Origin of the sequence: Actinomadura sp. NPDC000929 (genome assembly GCF_040492065.1) — a bacterium.
Taxonomy (GTDB): domain Bacteria; phylum Actinomycetota; class Actinomycetes; order Streptosporangiales; family Streptosporangiaceae; genus Spirillospora; species Spirillospora verrucosospora.
Window position 1 is genome coordinate 1 of record NZ_JBEUPA010000173.1, and the last position, 16,218, is coordinate 16,218.

Below are 16,218 nucleotides of genomic sequence, written 5' to 3' on the forward strand. Positions count from 1 at the left end.
GGACGGCGGCCCTCTGCGGGACGGTCCAGCTCAGCGGGCGCGCGTGCGCGAACGCGATGGTCCGCACGTACCGGACCCGGCGCTCCCGGGCCCGGCCGCGCGTCGGCCCGCCGTCCCGCCGCGTCACCGTGCTGGTCTCGGTCGTCGCGGCCGTGGCCGCGGTCGGATACCTGGTGGCCGTGGACCGGGTGCTCGTGGCCCTGGCGCTCGGCGCGGTGGCGCTCGCGACGCCCCGCGCGCTCCGGCACCCCCGGCGCTCCGTCGCGTCGGGCACGGTGCTGGCCGCCGCGCTCGCGGTGCTCACCGTGGGCGGGTCGCTCACGGTCGTCCGGGACCGGGTCGCCCCCGGCGTTCCGCTGTTGCGCGAGGTCGACCTGGCCGGGGAGCGCCTGCCGATCCTGGTGACTCCGCAGCGTCCCGGGTGGAATCTCGTCCACACCGGCGACCGCCCGGTCTCGGTGGGGACGTCCCGCGGCCCGGCGGGCGCCACGGCGCGCATGCCGGGCGCGCCGGGTACGTGGCGGCAGGTGTGGCTCCCGCCCGGCCGCAGCCGGATCCGCCTGGCGGCCGGCGGCCGGACGGCCTCCCTCGCGGTCGACACCGGGCAGGGCCCGGCCGCGTCGCCGCGACTGCGCACGGACGGCCCGGAATGCGCGAGCGCCGCCCTCGGCGTCCTCGTCGCGGGCGGCGACACGGCCGTGCCGTGCCCCGCCGACCGGCTCGACGCCGCCGACGCCGCGGCCCTCCGCGCGACGGTCGGGTTCCTCGCCGGCCGCGGCGTGCGTTCCGTCCACCTGGTCGGGGACGGGTCGCCCCGGTCGCGGGCCGCGGCGCTGGTCGTCCGGGAGGCGAGCGCGCGGGCCGGACTGACGGTCACGGCCGCGGGCGCGGACCGTCCGGTCATCCTCGTCCCGGGCTGGTCGAGCGCGGACGCGGTCCTCCGCCGGATGGCGCGGGGAACCCTGCGCGGCCAGGGCGCCTACCTGGCGCCCTGGCTGCTCAGCGCGCCGCTGCTGGCCATCCCGGCCGCCCAGATGCTCCCGCTGCGCTTCTCTCCGCGCGACCCGGACCCGCTCCGCTACGCCGCCGAGCTGAGGGCCCGCTTCCCGGACGAGACGCCCACCGCCGCCGGCTACCGGGCCTGGCGCGGCCCCGAGGGAACGGAGGGCCCGCCCCGCCTGTACGCGGCCTCCCTCGTCACGTTCATGCCGTCGAGAGCCCCCGCGCAACACGCGCACACCGGCACCAGCTGGCTCCCCGGCGGCACCATCACCGTCGCCACCGGCCCCCTGACCTAGCTAGTGGGCGTGCGGGCCCCCGGTCATCCGCGGCTTGCCCGGCGGTACCAGCCAGAGGGACACGACGGCGGCGGCCGCCGCGGCGACGGCGAACACGGTGAACGCGGTGGTGAAGCCGTCGATGGAAGGGACGTCCGCGAGGCCCGCCGCGGCGACGGTGGACGCCACCGCCACGCCGATCGCCGCGCCCAGTTCGTGGAAGGTGTTGACCACGCCGGAGGCGAGGCCGGCCTCCGAGTGCTCGACGTGGGCCAGGGCGGAGGCGCTCGCCGCGACGAACACCGGCCCCACGCCCGCGGCCGCGATCACCAGGCCCGGGAGCAGCTCCAGGCCGACTCCGCCGTCCACCGGCAGGCCGGTCAGCAGGCCGGCGCCGGCGGCGACCAGGGCCAGGCCCGCCGCGGCGACCGGACGAGTGCCGGCGGAACCCACGAGCCGTCCGCCGACATGCGCTCCGACGCCGGTCCCGAGCGCGGCGGGCAGGAACAGCAGGCCCGTCTCCAGAGCGCTGATGCCGCGCGCGTGCTGCAGGTACTGGGATCCGAGGAAGAACAGGGAGATGAGCAGCCCGGAGGCGACGAGCATGAGGAAGGCTCCGGCGGCCACGGGACGGCGGGCCAGCATGGTCACGTGCATCAGCGGGGTCCTCGCCGCGCGCTCGATCCAGCCGAAGGCGCCGTACAGCAGGACGGCGGCGGCCAGCGGGACGAGGGTGCCGGAGCCGGACCAGCCGTCGTCGCCGGCGTTGGTCATCCCGTAGATGAACGCGGCCGTCGCGGCGGTGACCGTGCCGGCGCCGAGCAGGTCGAGCCGCTGCCCGGAGGGCCGGCCGGAGCGGCCGCGCACCACCGCCGGCAGCGTGCCCAGCAGGGCGAGTCCGACGGGGACGTTGACGAAGAACACCCAGCGCCAGCCGGGGCCGGCGGTGAGGACGCCGCCCAGCAGCACGCCCGCGGCGAAGCCGGCTCCTCCGAGCGCACCCCAGATGCCGAAGGCCTTGTGGCGTTCGGGGCCGTGGAAGGTCGTGGCGACGGTGGACAGCGCCGCCGGGGACAGCAGCGCCGCGCCGACGCCCTGCGCGATCCGGCCGCCGAGCAGCAGCGTCCCGCTCTGGGCGAGGCCGGTGGCGAGGGAGGCGGCGGTGAAGACGGACAGGCCGGCCAGCATCATGCGCCGGGCGCCGAAGGCGTCGGCGAGCCGTCCGCCGAGCAGCATCAGGCCTCCGAAGAACAGCGTGTAGGCCGTGACCGCCCACGTCAGGCCGGTGCGGGTGAGCTCCAGGTCGGCGCCGATGTCGGGGAGCGCCACGTTCACCACCGTGACGTCCAGGATCAGCATGAACTGCGCCACGCTGATCAGCGCGAGCGCCGTCCAGCGGCGCGGATCCGGTGGCGCCGCGGTGTGGTCGCGGGTGGACGAACCGTGAGCCATGAGGGGCCTCCCAGCCCGGCGGACACCGGGGCGTCGCCGATAAACCGAACAGTAGTGTTCGGGTTAACGTATACCGGCGCGGGGCATAAAGTGAACAGCGGCGTTCGACTTGACGTAGGGTGTCGGCCATGGGAGGCAGGACGGGCGGCCGAGCGAAGGCGGAACCGGAGACCGGCGGACGCCGCCGCGCGGACGCCGAACGCAACAGCGCCGCCATCATCACGGCCGCGACGGACCTGTTCGCCCGCGAGCCGGACGCGAGCATGACCGACATCGCCCGCGCCGCCGGCGTCGGCCGGGTCACCCTCTACGCGCACTACCCGTCCAGGGAGGACGTCATCCGGGCCGTCCTCCGGCGGGCGATCGACCAGAGCACGGAGACCGTCGAGGGCGCGCGGAGCACCGGGTCGCCCGCCGACGCCTTCGCCCACCTCATCCGCACGACCTGGCCGCTCATCGGCCGTTTCGGCCGCCTGTACAACGCCGCGCGCCGGACACTCCCGGCCGAGGAGGTCCGGCGACTGCACGACCCGCCGATGGCGCACGTCCGGGAGCTGATCGTCCAGGGCAGGGACGCCGGGGACTTCCGCACCGACCTGCCCGTGGAATGGCTCGTCAGCACCGTCTACGCGCTGCTGCACGCCGCGATGGAAGAGGTCTCCGCGCAGCGCTTCGACCAGGTCGAGGCCGGCGAGGCCCTCGTGCGGACCCTGCTGGGCGCCCTGCGCGCCGACCCGGGGGACGCCGCCGGCAGGTAGTCAGACGCGGATGAAGTCGTAGGTGAGCGTGTTCACCTTGGCGCCGTGGCCTATCGCCGCCCAGTCGTCCCCGAGCCCTTGCAGCCAGCCGGGGAAGCGGCCGAGGCGACGGCCCGTGGCCGCGTCGTAGACGAGGACGAACGGGTGGTCGCCCTCGGCTCCGCTGACGGCGACGCGCCGCTGCGTGACGGCGGTCTCCCAGCTGGCGGACGTCCCCGGCAGGCCGGGATCGGGGGCCTTCCACAGGACGCGGCCGGTGGCGAAGTCCAGCAGCGAGAGGGCGCCGGCGTCCGCGTGCTCGCGGACCAGGAGCGCGCGCCCGTCGCCGTCGATCGGGACGCCCGGGGCCTCGCCGCGCCAGACCGTCCGTCCCGAGGCGAGATCGAAGACCTGCGGCCTGCCGGTGTCGGTGGACGCGGCGATCCGGCGCCCCTCGCCGATCAGGTCGAGGCCGGTGCTGGACGGCGCGAGCCGCTTCCCGCACTCGCCGCCCGCGTCGCGACCCGCGTAGACCTTCCTCGTCCATGCGCGGTGAGCGGTCGCCGCGTCGGTCGCCGAGACGGTGACCGTGCAGTTCTCGTCGCCGGACGGCGGGTCGTGGTCCGTGCTGATCAGCGTCCGTCCGACCACCACCGAGTACCAGCCGCTCCCGTCGGCATTCTTCCCTCCCGGCGGGGGCAGGGGCCGGTCGTCGCCGCGGCGGGAGGCGAAGATCTGATCGGTGTCCGGGACGAGCGGCCGCCGCACCCCGACCGCCGTGTCGGCCAACCGGACGTCGTCGCTCCCGAGCCTCCAGCGGACCTTCCCGGTGCGCAGATCCCTCCGGGTGATCTCGCAGTCGGCCCCCTCGCGGCAGGCGGTGGTGAGGACGGCGTCCCGCGTGACCCGCGCCTTCGTGACCGGGCCGTCCTGCCAGAGCGTTCCGCCGCTCGCCGGGTCGATGACGCTGAACCGGACCAGGTCGTCCGTGGAGGTCTTCCGCCGCTGGACGATCAGGTCGCCTGCCACGTCGACCTCGTCGTCCTCGCCGGAGGGCACCCGCCACAGCTCCCGGCCGGACCCGGGGTCGACGCCGAGCACCGCCCGGTCGTTGGCGATCACCGCGACCCGCCCGACGACCGCCGTGGTGTTCTCGCCGGTCGGCACGGACAGCGACCAGGCCGCGGGCGGGCCCTCGCGCGACGGAAGGTCCGGCGAGGCACTGGAGCAGCCGGCCCCCGCCGCGGACACCAGGAGCACGAGAGCGGCACCGAGCCGGGAGCGGATCATCCCGACATCATCCCGGCCCGGCCCTCCGCCCGCCATCGGCCCCCGGATCTTCTTGCGGCCGAGTATTGAACGTGTTCAAATGAGTGGGGCTCGTGTCGCGAGGCGGGGGAGAGCAGATGAGAATCGTGATGCCCGGCGGGACCGGGCAGGTGGGCGCGGTCCTGAACCGTGCGCTGTCCGCCGCCGGCCATGACGTCGTGGTCCTGACCAGGCGCCCGGCGCACGCCCACGAGGTCGGCTGGGACGGCGAGACGCTCGGCCCCTGGACCGAGGCGATCGACGGTAGCGACGTCGTGATCAACCTCGCCGGGCGCAGCGTGAGCTGCCGTTACACGCCGGCCACCCTTCAGGCGATGATGGATTCACGGGTGCGCTCCACCCGGGTGGTCGGCGCGGCGATCGCCGGGGCCGCGAAGCCTCCCTCGGTCTGGCTCCAGATGAGCACCGCCACCGTCTACGCCCACCGCTTCGACGCGCCCAACGACGAGGCGACCGGGGTGATCGGCGGCACCGAGCCCGGCGTCCCCGGCTACTGGGCCTACAGCGTGAGGATCGCCAAGGAGTGGGAGCGGGCGCAGCGCCAGGCCGAGACGCCGTCCACCCGCAAGGTCGCCCTGCGTACCGCCATGGTGATGAGCCCCGATCGCGGCGGGGTCTTCGACTACCTGCTCTGGCTGGCCAGGCTCGGCCTCGGCGGCCCGGTCGCGGGCGGCGCGCAGTACGTGTCCTGGATCCACGACCGGGATTTCGTCCGCGCGGTGGAGTTCCTGATCGCCAGGGACGACATCGCCGGCCCGGTGAACCTCGCCGCCCCCGGCCCCCTGCCGCAGCGCTCCCTGATGCGGACACTGCGCACCGCGTGGGGCGTCCCGGTAGGCCTGCCCGCAACGAAATGGATGGCCGAACTAGGAGCGCTCGCCCTGCGCACGGACACCGAACTCCTCCTGAAAAGCCGCCGCGTAGTCCCCGGCCGCCTCCTCGAATCAGGCTTCACCTTCGACCACCCCCACTGGCGAACAGCCGCCGAAGACCTAGTGCAACGCGTACGCGACTCGCGGTAACCGCCGCCCTCCGTCGCGTCCCGACTCTTGAACTCCCCTCCCACTCAAGGGACGGTGTTCGGGATGAGAAATCTTCCCAAGGCATCAAGGATGATGTTCTTGCTACTGGGTGCTGTGAGCGCCGCTTGTACCAGGGAGGGGCGCTTGGCGTAGTCGGCTTCCTTGAGAGTCGCGGGCAGCCCTGTCCACCCCGGTAGGACGGCGAGGTCGGCCGCGAGGCGTTCCAGGCGATCGGGAGAAGCGCCGCGATCACGCATCCATTGGAAGTTGATCGACAACGTCGACTTGTCGGCCCCCGTGTAGATGCTCCAAACGGCGGCTTCGTCGTTGCCCATGTGGAACCAGGCCGTGGCCGAGGGGTGCGCGCCTTCACCGAAGTAGTACCCGGTGAAGGCCGGATGGGTTTCGGCGTGCCGATATACGGCCAGGAGAGTGTCCGCGACCTCGGGCGTGCAGTAATCATTGATGCTTTCGAGCAAACTGTTCTCGTCCCAGAGGCTGCGTCCGCGCACCAGCACCGTGCGAGTGGTGACCGGCACATCGCCTAGGTCGTCGGCGTCCTCGGGAGGCTGGCTGTAGTCGGGAGCCGAAGTGGCCGGTCCCAAGGCCCGCAGGATTCCCGCTGCGATTCTCTCCAGCCAGTCGATGACGTCGTCCGCGGAGTCCGCCGTGATGGCGGCGCGTCCGCTTCGGGTTTCCGGATCGCGGTCGGCGGTATGGGCGATGGCGTTACGCCGATATGCGATCTCCCGCAGTCTGGTGCGCACGACGTCAGCGGTGATCGGTTCGGCGTCCGGCTGGTCGTTGAGGATTTTCGCCACCCGTGGCCAGAGGTTCACGGTGCTGACGTAGCCCAGACCTTCCTTGATCTTTTCAGGGTTCTGGAAGGTCATGAACCCGAAGAACTGCTCCAGGTGGGGCCGGATCGCCTCGGTGAGCGGCTGCTGGTGGTGTTGGACACTATCGAACAGGTCGATGCCGATGGTCAGCTTGCTGAACTTGGGCGGCCGGGTCATACCCGGCTGAGCGAGAACGACCGCTCGGGCCACAATCTCTCCTGTCACCCAGTGGTCGAGCGCCGCGACCGCCTGTACCCATGCGGCGCGGTACAGATCGTCGACGTCGAATGCGCCGACCTTCAGTTGCGTGAGCCGACGTCCGCCTTCGACCAGTTGGCGGGCGTAGTTGAGATTCTGCTGGAACTCCAGGAAGGCCTCGGTGGCCTCGGGAACTTGCACTTCGTCCTCGGCTTCACGGTTGGGGGGTGACCAACGGGGAGAAGATGGCGCCGTTTGACAGGGTAGGGGATTTGTCATGCGAGCATTCCGAAAGAAGCCATGGCGGGCCCCTTCTTCAGTGAGTACGAGCCGTCAGTGAAGAAGCCGTGGAGATACCTGAGGTCAGGGATGTTCGGGGGTGGGTGCCGGCGGCAGGGTTGGGGCGTTCGTTCCGGACGGCGCCCTTGAGGCGTTCTGCCGGGCGGGCGGACTTCAGGGGGAGTCCGTTGTGATCGGCGGCGGCCGGGCGGGCGGGTGTGGGAACCCGGTCTTTCTCGTGGCGAGGCTCCCCTGCGCATGTGAGGGGGCCACAGTTGGGCAGGACCGCTTCCACGACGCCGTTCGTACTGTTCGGGCCGATGGTCCGGCGGGTCGACCGGACGAGCGTCACCGTCGTCGTCGGCGTGCGGGAACGCTGCCAGGCGACGCTCAAGGTGTTCCCGGTCGGGGACGGGCCGGAGTACCCGAGGGGCGCGCCGGAGATGTCGGCCGCGGCGCCGACGGTCCGGTTAGGAGAGTCCCTCCACGTCGTGGCGGTGACGGTGCAGGGCACCCTGGCCGGGGGGCGGCTGTACGGCTACGACCTCGACTTCGGCGGCGACCGGGGGAGCCTGTTCGCCGCGGGCGTCGTGCACGCCGACCCGGCCGAGGCGGCGCGGGCGCTCACCTACCCGGACGGTCCCGGTTACCCGACCTTCCCGACGCCGCCGGACGATCCGAACGACCTGCGCGTCTTCCACGGGTCGTGCCGCAAGCCCCACGGCGAGGGGTACGACCTGCTGCCGTCGCTCGACCACGTCGTGCGCGTGAACGTCGGGGACCCGCGCCTGCGGCCCCAGCAGATGATCATGACCGGGGACCAGATCTACGCCGACGACGTGGCGGACCCGCTGCTGGTGATGATCCAGCAGGTCACCGCGCGGCTGGGGATGACCGCCGAGACCATGCCGGCGGACGGCGGCCCGGCCGACACGGCGCTGCGTCCCGGGCTGCGCGCCGACGTGGTGCACGGGCAGGCGCACTTCACCTCCGGCCACTGCGACAGCCACCTGATGTCGTTCCGCGAGTACGCCGGGATGTACCTGCTGGTCTGGTCGGACGTGCTCTGGGACGAGACCGTCCCGCGGTTCGAGGACGTCTTCCCCGAGGACACCGCGGTCCTGAAGGACCCGGCGCGGCGCAGGCCCGGCGAGGACGTCCACAGCCTGATCGTGCGGGGGCTGCCGTACCGGCCGTTCAAGCACCAGAAGGCGATCGCCGAACGGTTCGTCCGGTGGCGGGAGGCCGCGCCGCGGCTGGAGGAGTTCCGCGAGGGGCTCGGCCTGGTCCGCCGGGCGCTGGCCCACACCCCGACGTACATGATCTTCGATGACCACGACGTCTCCGACGACTGGAACATCGGCACCGACTGGATCACCAGGGCCGTCATCGCCGACGGGCTCGGCCGGCGGATGGTGCGCAACGCGCTGGCCGCCTACTCGGTGTTCCAGGGGTGGGGCAACACGCCCGACCGGTTCGCGGACGGGCGGCCGGGCCGGGCGGTGCTCGGGGCCCTGGAGCGGTGGCTGGCCGCGCCCGGCGCCGCGGACGACGCGGCGCTGCGCACCGCCCTCGGGCTGCCCCTGGAGCTGAAGTACGGCGTCCAGGTGAAGCCGCCCGCGGCGGACATGCTGGCGTACCACTACACGATCACGTGGCCGCGGTACCAGCTCGTCGTCCTGGACACCCGGACCTGGCGCCGGTACTTCGGCCAGCGGGGCGTGCTGCTGTACGACGACGGCCCGATGGAGGCGATGCTGGCCGCGGAGCCGCCGCTCGGCGACGACGCGGTGACGATCGTGGCGCAGCCGACCGCGTTCCTCGGGGTGCCGGTCGTCGAGCAGATCGTGCAGCCGCTCGCCAAGGCCGTCGGCGGCCGGTACGAGGCCGACGCGGAGGACGCCTGGTTCCACGACGACGCGTCGATGCACAAGACGATCGGCCGGCTCTGCGCCGCGGCGCCGCCCGGCGAGGACGGGGTGCGGCGGCGCCGCCTCGTCCTGCTCGGAGGGGACGTCCACTACGGCTTCGCGGAGCGGACGCGGTTCTCGGCGGTGCTCCCGTACGCCTGCGGCCCCGACCGGAGCAAGCCGTTCGAGGGGGAGAACCGGACCGAGGCGGTGCTGGCCACGTTCGTGGCGAGCGCGCTGCGCAACCAGGACTTCAAGACCACGCTGCTCAACTGGACGGGGTTCGAGGTCGGCGACGACGTCCCGCACCTCCACTACGTCGGCTGGGCCGCCGAGGACCGCGGCGGGGCGCGCCGGCAGGTGGGCGTCGAGGTGCCGCTGACGGGCGGCGACCCGGTCGGCTGGTCGGTGCAGGGCAAGCCGTCGGTGGGGGAGCTGACCCCGGGACGGATGCTGACCGTCAAGCCCGAATGGCGGCTGGCCTCCCGGTTCGTCCGGCACGTGGAGGACGATCCGCGGCGGCCCACCGGGACGCCGGTCCCGGTGGGCGACCCGATCGGCAGGACCGGGCCGGAGGCGCTGGCCGAGTACCTGGCGGCGTCCCGCGACTTCGACGGCTACCTCGGCGACTGGGGCAGCGGCAAGGAGATCGTCGGCTACTGCAACCTCGGGGAGCTGCGCTTCTCGTGGGGGGACGGGGAGGCCAAGAAGGCCACGCAGATCCTCTGGTGGCATCTCGACGACCGGCCGGAGCCGGGCCCGCTGACGACGTTCGAGGTCGGCATGGAGTTCGGTCCGTCCCTCACCGAGGACATCCCCTACGGCTTCGTGCTGCGGGAGTACGACCACGACGCGCGCGGCGGCGACGAGGCCGTCTACGACGGGCTGCGCCGCCCCGCCTCCGTCTCCGCCGGGACGGCCGTGGAGCGGCTGCAGAAGGACCTGGCCGAACTCGGCTTCGGGGCCCCGCCGCCCCGCTACGGGACCTACGACACCGACACCGTCCGCATGGTGCGGGAGTTCCAGACCTACGCGCGGCGCGCCCGCGCGGCCCGCGACACGGGCGTCGCCGCCGCCCGCTACTCCGACCGCCTGGAGCCGGTGGACGTGCCGGACGCCGACCGGTACGTCGGCCCGGCGAGCGGGGTCGCCGACCTGCCCACCCAGCTCGCGATCGCGAGGTGGAAGCGGAACCGGTGGCGCTGCCCGGTGGTGGTCGAGGGCTGGCGGACGGCCGGGACGACCCTGGTCGAGCTGGTCGACGCCAACGTGTGGGGGGCGGGGCAGGCCTCGGCGTCCACCACCCTGTTCGCGCGGGACGTCGCCGGCGCCGCCGTCGGCCCGGCGCCGCCCGGCCATCCGGAGCTGACGCCGCTCGGCGCGGTCGCCGTCGACCCGTCCTATCCGGAGGGGGCGGGGCCGGTGGCGCCGGGACGTTCGGAGCTGCTGCCCGAGCACCTGCTGCCGCGGCTGCCGGACGGGCCGTCCGGGCCGACGCTGCCGCAGCTCGTCGCCGGCCGGTCCGACGAGCACGTGGCGAAGCAGCTGTCGACGTTCAAGGTGCTGCGGGGCGTCGCCGAGGCGACGGCCGGGGCCTGGTTCGACGCCGTCACCGCCAACGACGCCGCGCTGCTGCGCCTCGGGCCGTTCGGCTGGGCGGGCGACGGACCGTTCCCGCCCACCACGACCGTGCGGCAGCAGCGGGAGTGGTCGGGGGAGCTGTGGGCCTACCTGGCCTTCCTGCGCGCCACCGACCGCGACGCCTTCGACGCGCTGACGGGCGGCGGCGGGCTCGTCCCGCTGCCCGGCTGGGGGGCCGACGGCGCCGGGCTGCTCGACACGGGGCTGCGGGTGCCGAGGTCGCGCCCGACGCTCACCGGGGAGAACGGCAGGCCGGGCGCGCCGCTGACCCACGCGTTCACGCTGGGCGTGTTCCGCGACTGGCACTGGATCCACCGGTTCGTCACCGCGACCCGGACGGACGCCGCGGTCCGCCGCGGTTTCTGGAAGGCGGCCCGGCAGCGGCTGCACGACCTGCTCGCCGCGCCGTGGGACGGCCCGGCGGCGCCCTCGACCGTGCAGTACGTGCGCGGCGCCGACGGCAACCCGCGCCCGGCGCGGGTGGGGGACCTGTTCACCTCCGAGCGGGCGGCGGGGATGCTCGGCTGCGCGCACCTGCTCGACCCCGGGTTCGTCCTGTCGGCGGCCGACCCGGGCGCGGCCGAGCCGCCCGAGAGCCGGTTCGCGGGACGGGCCGCGACGCCCCTGCACCAGGTGCTGGAGGCCGCGAAGGCGACCGGCCCGGACTTCTCCGGTCCGGCCCACGACTGGACCGACGACCACGAGACCGCGCTGATCGCCGCGCTGGCACGCGCGACGGCGGCGCGCGCCGCACTCGCGGCACCGGTCGATTCGGTGCGGAACTGGCCCTCCTGGCCCACCGGAACCCCCTACACCCTGCCGATCGAAGCACTGCCTCCCGCCGAGCGGAACCTGTCCGGACTGCGCCGCTCCCTGCGCCTGGACACCGACGATCTGCCCAGGAGGCAGCCGTGACGGACAAGACGGACCCGGCAGCGGACAGCGCCACGGCGGTGTCCGGGGACCCCGAGCGCGGCGTCCTCGCCCAGATCCTCACCGAGTTCGCCCTCTTCGTGGAGCCGGCGCGGTCGGCGGCCGACCCGTGGCGGCGCAACCATCTGCTGCGCGCGCTGGGCTGGGACCTGGGCCCGCTGATCGGCTACGACTCGCAGGCCTTCCAGGAGTGGGCGGACGGGATCGACCGCGCGGTCAAGGACATGGCCGAGGCCGCCGCCGAACTGCCGCGCGACTCGCTCGGCGGGCTGATCAAGGCGTTCCAGAAGCTCGGCGAGGCCGCCGGGCCGCTGAAGGCCCTGCCGCCCAAGGTCGGCGGCGAGGTGCCGGACGCGCTGTTCGACGCCATGCTCGGGGACCTGCTGAACCATCTCCCGGCCGCCTACCTCGCGCGCCGCGCCCGCTGGACGCTGCCGGCCGCCGTGCTGCTGGGGATCGTGACCCCGGCGGCGGACCAGGCCGAGCCCGGTCCGCCGATGCCGCCCGGGGACAACCCGATCCGGCTGCCGCGGCGCCGGACCGAGGTCCACCCGGACCGGCTGATCGACCTGCTGTCCGATCCCGGCGCGTACTTCCGGGCGCTGTACGTGCCGGACGGACTGGACACGCCGGAGGCGGTCGACCGGGCCGCGGCCCGCATCCTCCCCAGGGCGGCGGAGCTGCTGCGCGGTCTCGGCCTGGACGCCGCCTGCGGCGTCCGGCCCGGCGTCGGCCCCGACCTCGGGCCGGACGGCGCGCGGCTCGCCGGGCACCTGCTGTCGGTGCGCGCCCGGATCCCGGACGCGGACGGCGGGGACGAGGTGGAGCTCGGGGCGAGCTTCGGCCTCGGCCTCATCGACGGAAGGCCGGCCCTGGTCGTCGTCCCGCGGCTGGCGGCGCACGTGGCGGGCCGGGCCGGCGGCTGGAACGTCAGCGGCGACCTGGAGGTGTCCGCCGAAGCGTTCGCGTTCGGTCCGGGCGGTGTCACGGTGGCGGGCGCGGACCCGGCGGTGCGGGTCGCGGCGGAGGTGGCGCGGATCTCGGCGCCCGACGGCCCGGCCTGGGTGGTGGGCGCGCCCGACGGCGTGCACCTGGCGGTCGGCGAGCTGGTGCTCGCCCTGCGCGCCGCGCTCGGCGCCGGGCGCGACGACATCGAGGTCGGCGTGCGGGCCGGCCGGGCGGAGGTCGTGCTCGCGGGCGGCGACGGCGACGGCTTCGTCAAGCGGGTCCTGCCGCACGAGAAGGTGTCGATCCCGTTCGAGCTCGGGGTGGCGTGGTCGCACCGCGCCGGCCTGCACCTCACCGGGGCCGCCGGCCTGGTCGCGGAGTTCCCGGTGCACGGCACCGTGCTCGGGGTGAGCCCGGAGCTCGTCCGGATCGGCGTCGACGCGTCCCTCGCGGACGAGGCGGTCTCCGCGTGGGCGACCGCCACCGTCTCGGTGCGGCTGGGCCGGCTAACCGCGGTGGTCGAGGACGTCGGCGTCGCCGCCGACCTCACCTTCCCCGCCGACGGCGGCAACCTCGGCCGGGCGAACCTGGCGCCGCGCTTCAAGGCGCCGTCCGGCCTCGGGCTCCACCTGCTGCTCGGCGTGGTGGACGGCGGCGGCTACCTGTCCATCGACGAGCCGCGCGGCATGTACTCGGGCGCGTTCCAGTTCGGGATGGCGAGCAGCATCGCGCCCGGTTCGAGCGGGTTCCGCCTCCAGGCGGTCGCCGTCCTCAACACGAAGACCGCGGACGGGAGGCCGCTCACCGGGCGGGACGGGGGCGAGAGCTACTCGCTGCTGGTGTCCGGGTCGTTCCAGTGGCGCCCCGGCCTGGTGCTGCCGGCCGGCATCACCCTCACCGGGCTCGGCGCCGTCCTCGGCCTCAACCGCCGCGCCAACCTGGAGGAGCTGCGCAACGCGACCCGCTCGCGGAGCCTGGACGCGGTGCTGTTCCCGGCGGATCCGGTGGGCAACGCCCCGGCGGTCGTCGCCACGCTCGGGCGGATGTTCCCGCCCGACCCGACGGGCACCCTCGTCGGGATCATGGCCCGGCTGGAGTGGCTGGCCGGCGTCGTCCGCGCCGACCTCGGCATCATGATCGAGTTCCCGGAGCCGATCCGGCTGATCGTGCTGGGCCGGCTGCTGATCAACTTCCAGGAGGGGGGGAAGTTCCAGCTCGACGTGGTCGGCACGCTGGACCCCGACGCGGGGGAGGTGTCCCTCGACGGCAGCCTCGTCGACTCCAAGCTGTTCGGCCGCCCGGTCAGCGGCGACATGGCGCTGCGGCTGCGGTGGAGGGGCGAGAAGAACTTCGCCGTGTCCATCGGCGGCTTCCACCCGGCCTTTCCCCCGCCCGTGGGCTTCCCGGAGCTGAAGCGCTTCTCGATCAACTTCAACAAGAGCAACGACCTGCTGCGCGTCGAGGCGTATCTCGCCGTCACGAGCAACAGCGTCCAGTTCGGCGGGGCGCTCAACCTGCACTTCGAGTTCTGGGAACTGCGCGTCGACGGCCGCGCCTGGCTGGACGCGGCCATCCAGTTCAAGCCGTTCTGGGTGACGGCCGAGCTCGGCGCGACCGTGTCGGTGAAGTGGGGCGACCGGACCCTGCTCGCCCTCACCCTCCTCATCGGGATCAGCGGTCCCGGCCCCTGGCGGGCGCACGGCGAGGTCAGCGTCCACCTCCTCTGCTGGGAGATCAGCAAGCGCTTCGACAAGGAGCTCGGCGACCCGGCCGAGAAGGAGCGGGAGGCGTTCGTCGACGCGGCCCTCCTCCTGCTGGAGACGCTCAAGCAGCCGGCGACCTGGGACGTCACGACCCCGGACACCGGCGGGGAGATGGCCGCGCTCACCGCTCCCGAGACGACCGCGGGGCAGATCGCGATGCACCCGGGCACCGTCCTCGGCGTCCGGCAGAACCTGCTGCCGCTCGGCGTGGACCTGGACCGCATCGGCACCAGCCGCGTCCAGGGCGCCCGCCGCTTCGACGTCACCTCGTTCACCCTCGGCGGGGAGCCCGGCGACCTCGGCGACCCGATCCACGACTACTACGCGCCGGGCCAGTTCTTCGACCTGACGATGCCGGAGATGGTCGAGCGGCCGCAGTCCGAGCGCCGCGAGGCGGGCCGCAGGCTCGTGGCCCGGCCCGGGACGGCCCTCCCGGACGCCGCGCTGACCGTGTTCGCCGCGGCGGGCGGCGACGAGTCCTACGACCGGATCGTCATCGACGACCCGGACGCGGCGGGCCGTCCCCTGCCCGAGGCCGCCGCCCTCCGCGACGGCGCCGGGCGCTCCGCGGCGCGCGACGGCGCCCTGCTCGCCGCGCTCGCCGGGAACGGTCCCGCCGCGAACGCCCGGACGCGGAGCACCGGTTCCGCCCGCTTCGCCGCGCGGCCGCTCGCCGCCCGGATCGACCACTCGGAGGTGTCCTGACATGGCGGCCGGACTGCGCTTCCTGCCCTGGGTCCGCGACGGCCTGGCCCGCGCCGTCACCGGGACCGACCCGCGGACCGGGCCCCTGCCGCGCGTGCGCGGCGAGATCCCGCTGCGCGTGGAGTTCACCGCCGACGACGGGCGGGTGGTCCCCGCCGCCACCACCGCGGTGATCCACGGCCCCGGCGACGTCACCGGCCTGGACGACCGCCAGATCATCCGGAGCTTCCCGGCGCCCGGCACCGACGGCGCGGAGGACACCCTGTTCGCCGCGGTGGAGTTCGACCGTCCCGACCTGCCCTGGGCGTTCACCCCCGCCGAGGCCGACGGCCAGGGGCGGCTCCGCCCCTGGCTGGTCCTGGTGGCCGTCCCGGCGGCGGACGCGGAGCTCGCCGCGCCCGCCGGGGCGCTGCCGACCCTCACCTGCGAGGTCGGCGAGCTGCCGCCGCTGGGGGAGTCGTGGGCGTGGGCGCACGCCCAGGTGCTGGTCACCGGGGACGGCGACGATGTCGAGGACGTCCTGCGCGACCACCCCGAGCGCACGCTGTCGCGGCTCGTCTGCCCCCGCCGGCTCCGCGCGGGCACGCGCTACCACGCAGCGGTGGTCCCCGCCTTCGAGGCGGGGCGGCTGGCCGGCACGGGCGGGCGGGCTCCGCAGGCCGGGGAGCTGGCGCCCGCCTGGGGACCGGGGTCCCCGAAGCCCGACCCGGGGGACGTCGTCGTCCTGCCCGCCTACCACCACTGGTCGTTCACGACCGGCCCGGACGGCGACTTCGAGTCCCTGGTCCGCAGGCTGCGCGCGCGCCCGCTGCCGCCCGAGGTCGGCAAGCGGCCGGTGGACGTCTCGGCGCCCGGCGGCGGCCTGCCCGCCACCGAGCCCGCGGGCCGGGAGGGCACCTCGGTGCTCGGCTTCGAGGGCGCGCTCGCCTCACCGGCGATGGAACCGACCGTCTGGGACGAGGGGGTCCGGGCGTCCTGGCGGCAGGTCATCGAGCTGCTCCTGCAGGACACCGGCGAATGGCTCACCCCGCCGCTGTACGGGGCCGCCCACGCGGCGGCGACGGGCCTGCCCGCGGGCGAGCCGGAGTGGCTGCGGGAGCTGAACCTCGATCCGCGCCACCGGGCCGCCGCCGCGCTCGGCACCGAGGTCGTGCGGCGGCACCAGGAGGAGCTGGCCGCGGCCGC

Annotated in this window: 9 protein-coding genes; 6 read left to right on the plus strand and 3 right to left on the minus strand. The window is 74.5% G+C overall.

The window, feature by feature from the left end; all coding sequences use genetic code 11:
• Positions 1–1,298 (plus strand): hypothetical protein (locus ABWI04_RS36820; protein WP_502913210.1); only part of this gene is annotated, 1,298 nt, incomplete at its 5' end.
• On the opposite strand, the gene ABWI04_RS36825 is transcribed toward ABWI04_RS36820, so the two are convergent.
• Positions 1,299–2,729: an MFS transporter gene (locus ABWI04_RS36825; RefSeq protein ID WP_353835276.1), complete on the minus strand. Its 1,431-nt coding sequence runs from the start codon at positions 2,727–2,729 to the stop codon at positions 1,299–1,301.
• Between the two features lie 128 nt (positions 2,730–2,857).
• Between ABWI04_RS36825 and ABWI04_RS36830 the strand changes: the two genes are divergently transcribed.
• Entirely contained in the window at positions 2,858–3,487 is a 630-nt protein-coding gene (locus ABWI04_RS36830) for a TetR/AcrR family transcriptional regulator (RefSeq protein WP_353835277.1), read from the plus strand.
• Here ABWI04_RS36830 and ABWI04_RS36835 read toward each other — a convergent pair whose 3' ends face one another.
• Positions 3,488–4,756, minus strand: coding sequence for an outer membrane protein assembly factor BamB family protein (locus ABWI04_RS36835; RefSeq protein WP_353835278.1), 1,269 nt, complete (start codon positions 4,754–4,756; stop codon positions 3,488–3,490).
• 116 nt (positions 4,757–4,872) lie between these two features.
• Here ABWI04_RS36835 and ABWI04_RS36840 point away from each other — a divergent pair, with 116 nt between their 5' ends.
• Positions 4,873–5,817 carry a TIGR01777 family oxidoreductase gene (locus tag ABWI04_RS36840; RefSeq protein ID WP_353835279.1) on the plus strand — a complete coding sequence of 315 codons (945 nt, stop codon included), beginning with the start codon at positions 4,873–4,875 and terminating at the stop codon, positions 5,815–5,817.
• Positions 5,818–5,861: 44 nt separating this feature from the next.
• Here ABWI04_RS36840 and ABWI04_RS36845 read toward each other — a convergent pair whose 3' ends face one another.
• Positions 5,862–7,055: a hypothetical protein gene (locus ABWI04_RS36845; protein WP_353835280.1), complete on the minus strand. Its 1,194-nt coding sequence runs from the start codon at positions 7,053–7,055 to the stop codon at positions 5,862–5,864.
• 353 nt (positions 7,056–7,408) lie between these two features.
• Here ABWI04_RS36845 and ABWI04_RS36850 point away from each other — a divergent pair, with 353 nt between their 5' ends.
• From ABWI04_RS36850 to ABWI04_RS36860, 3 genes are all read left to right on the plus strand, one after another.
• Entirely contained in the window at positions 7,409–11,599 is a 4,191-nt protein-coding gene (locus ABWI04_RS36850) for a peptidoglycan-binding protein (RefSeq protein WP_353835281.1), read from the plus strand.
• Entirely contained in the window at positions 11,596–15,033 is a 3,438-nt protein-coding gene (locus ABWI04_RS36855) for a DUF6603 domain-containing protein (protein ID WP_353835282.1), read from the plus strand. Before ABWI04_RS36850 ends, ABWI04_RS36855 begins: the two co-directional genes overlap by 4 nt.
• Position 15,034: 1 nt before the next feature.
• Positions 15,035–16,218: hypothetical protein (locus ABWI04_RS36860; protein ID WP_353835283.1), on the plus strand; the 1,184-nt coding region annotated here is incomplete at its 3' end.

Coding starts and splice junctions, on each gene's coding strand:
- ABWI04_RS36825 (WP_353835276.1), bottom strand. CDS start 2,729: ATGGCTCACGGTTCGTCCACCCGCGACCACACCGCGGCGCCACCGGAT.
- ABWI04_RS36830 (WP_353835277.1), top strand. CDS start 2,858: ATGGGAGGCAGGACGGGCGGCCGAGCGAAGGCGGAACCGGAGACCGGC.
- ABWI04_RS36835 (WP_353835278.1), bottom strand. CDS start 4,756: ATGATCCGCTCCCGGCTCGGTGCCGCTCTCGTGCTCCTGGTGTCCGCG.
- ABWI04_RS36840 (WP_353835279.1), top strand. CDS start 4,873: ATGAGAATCGTGATGCCCGGCGGGACCGGGCAGGTGGGCGCGGTCCTG.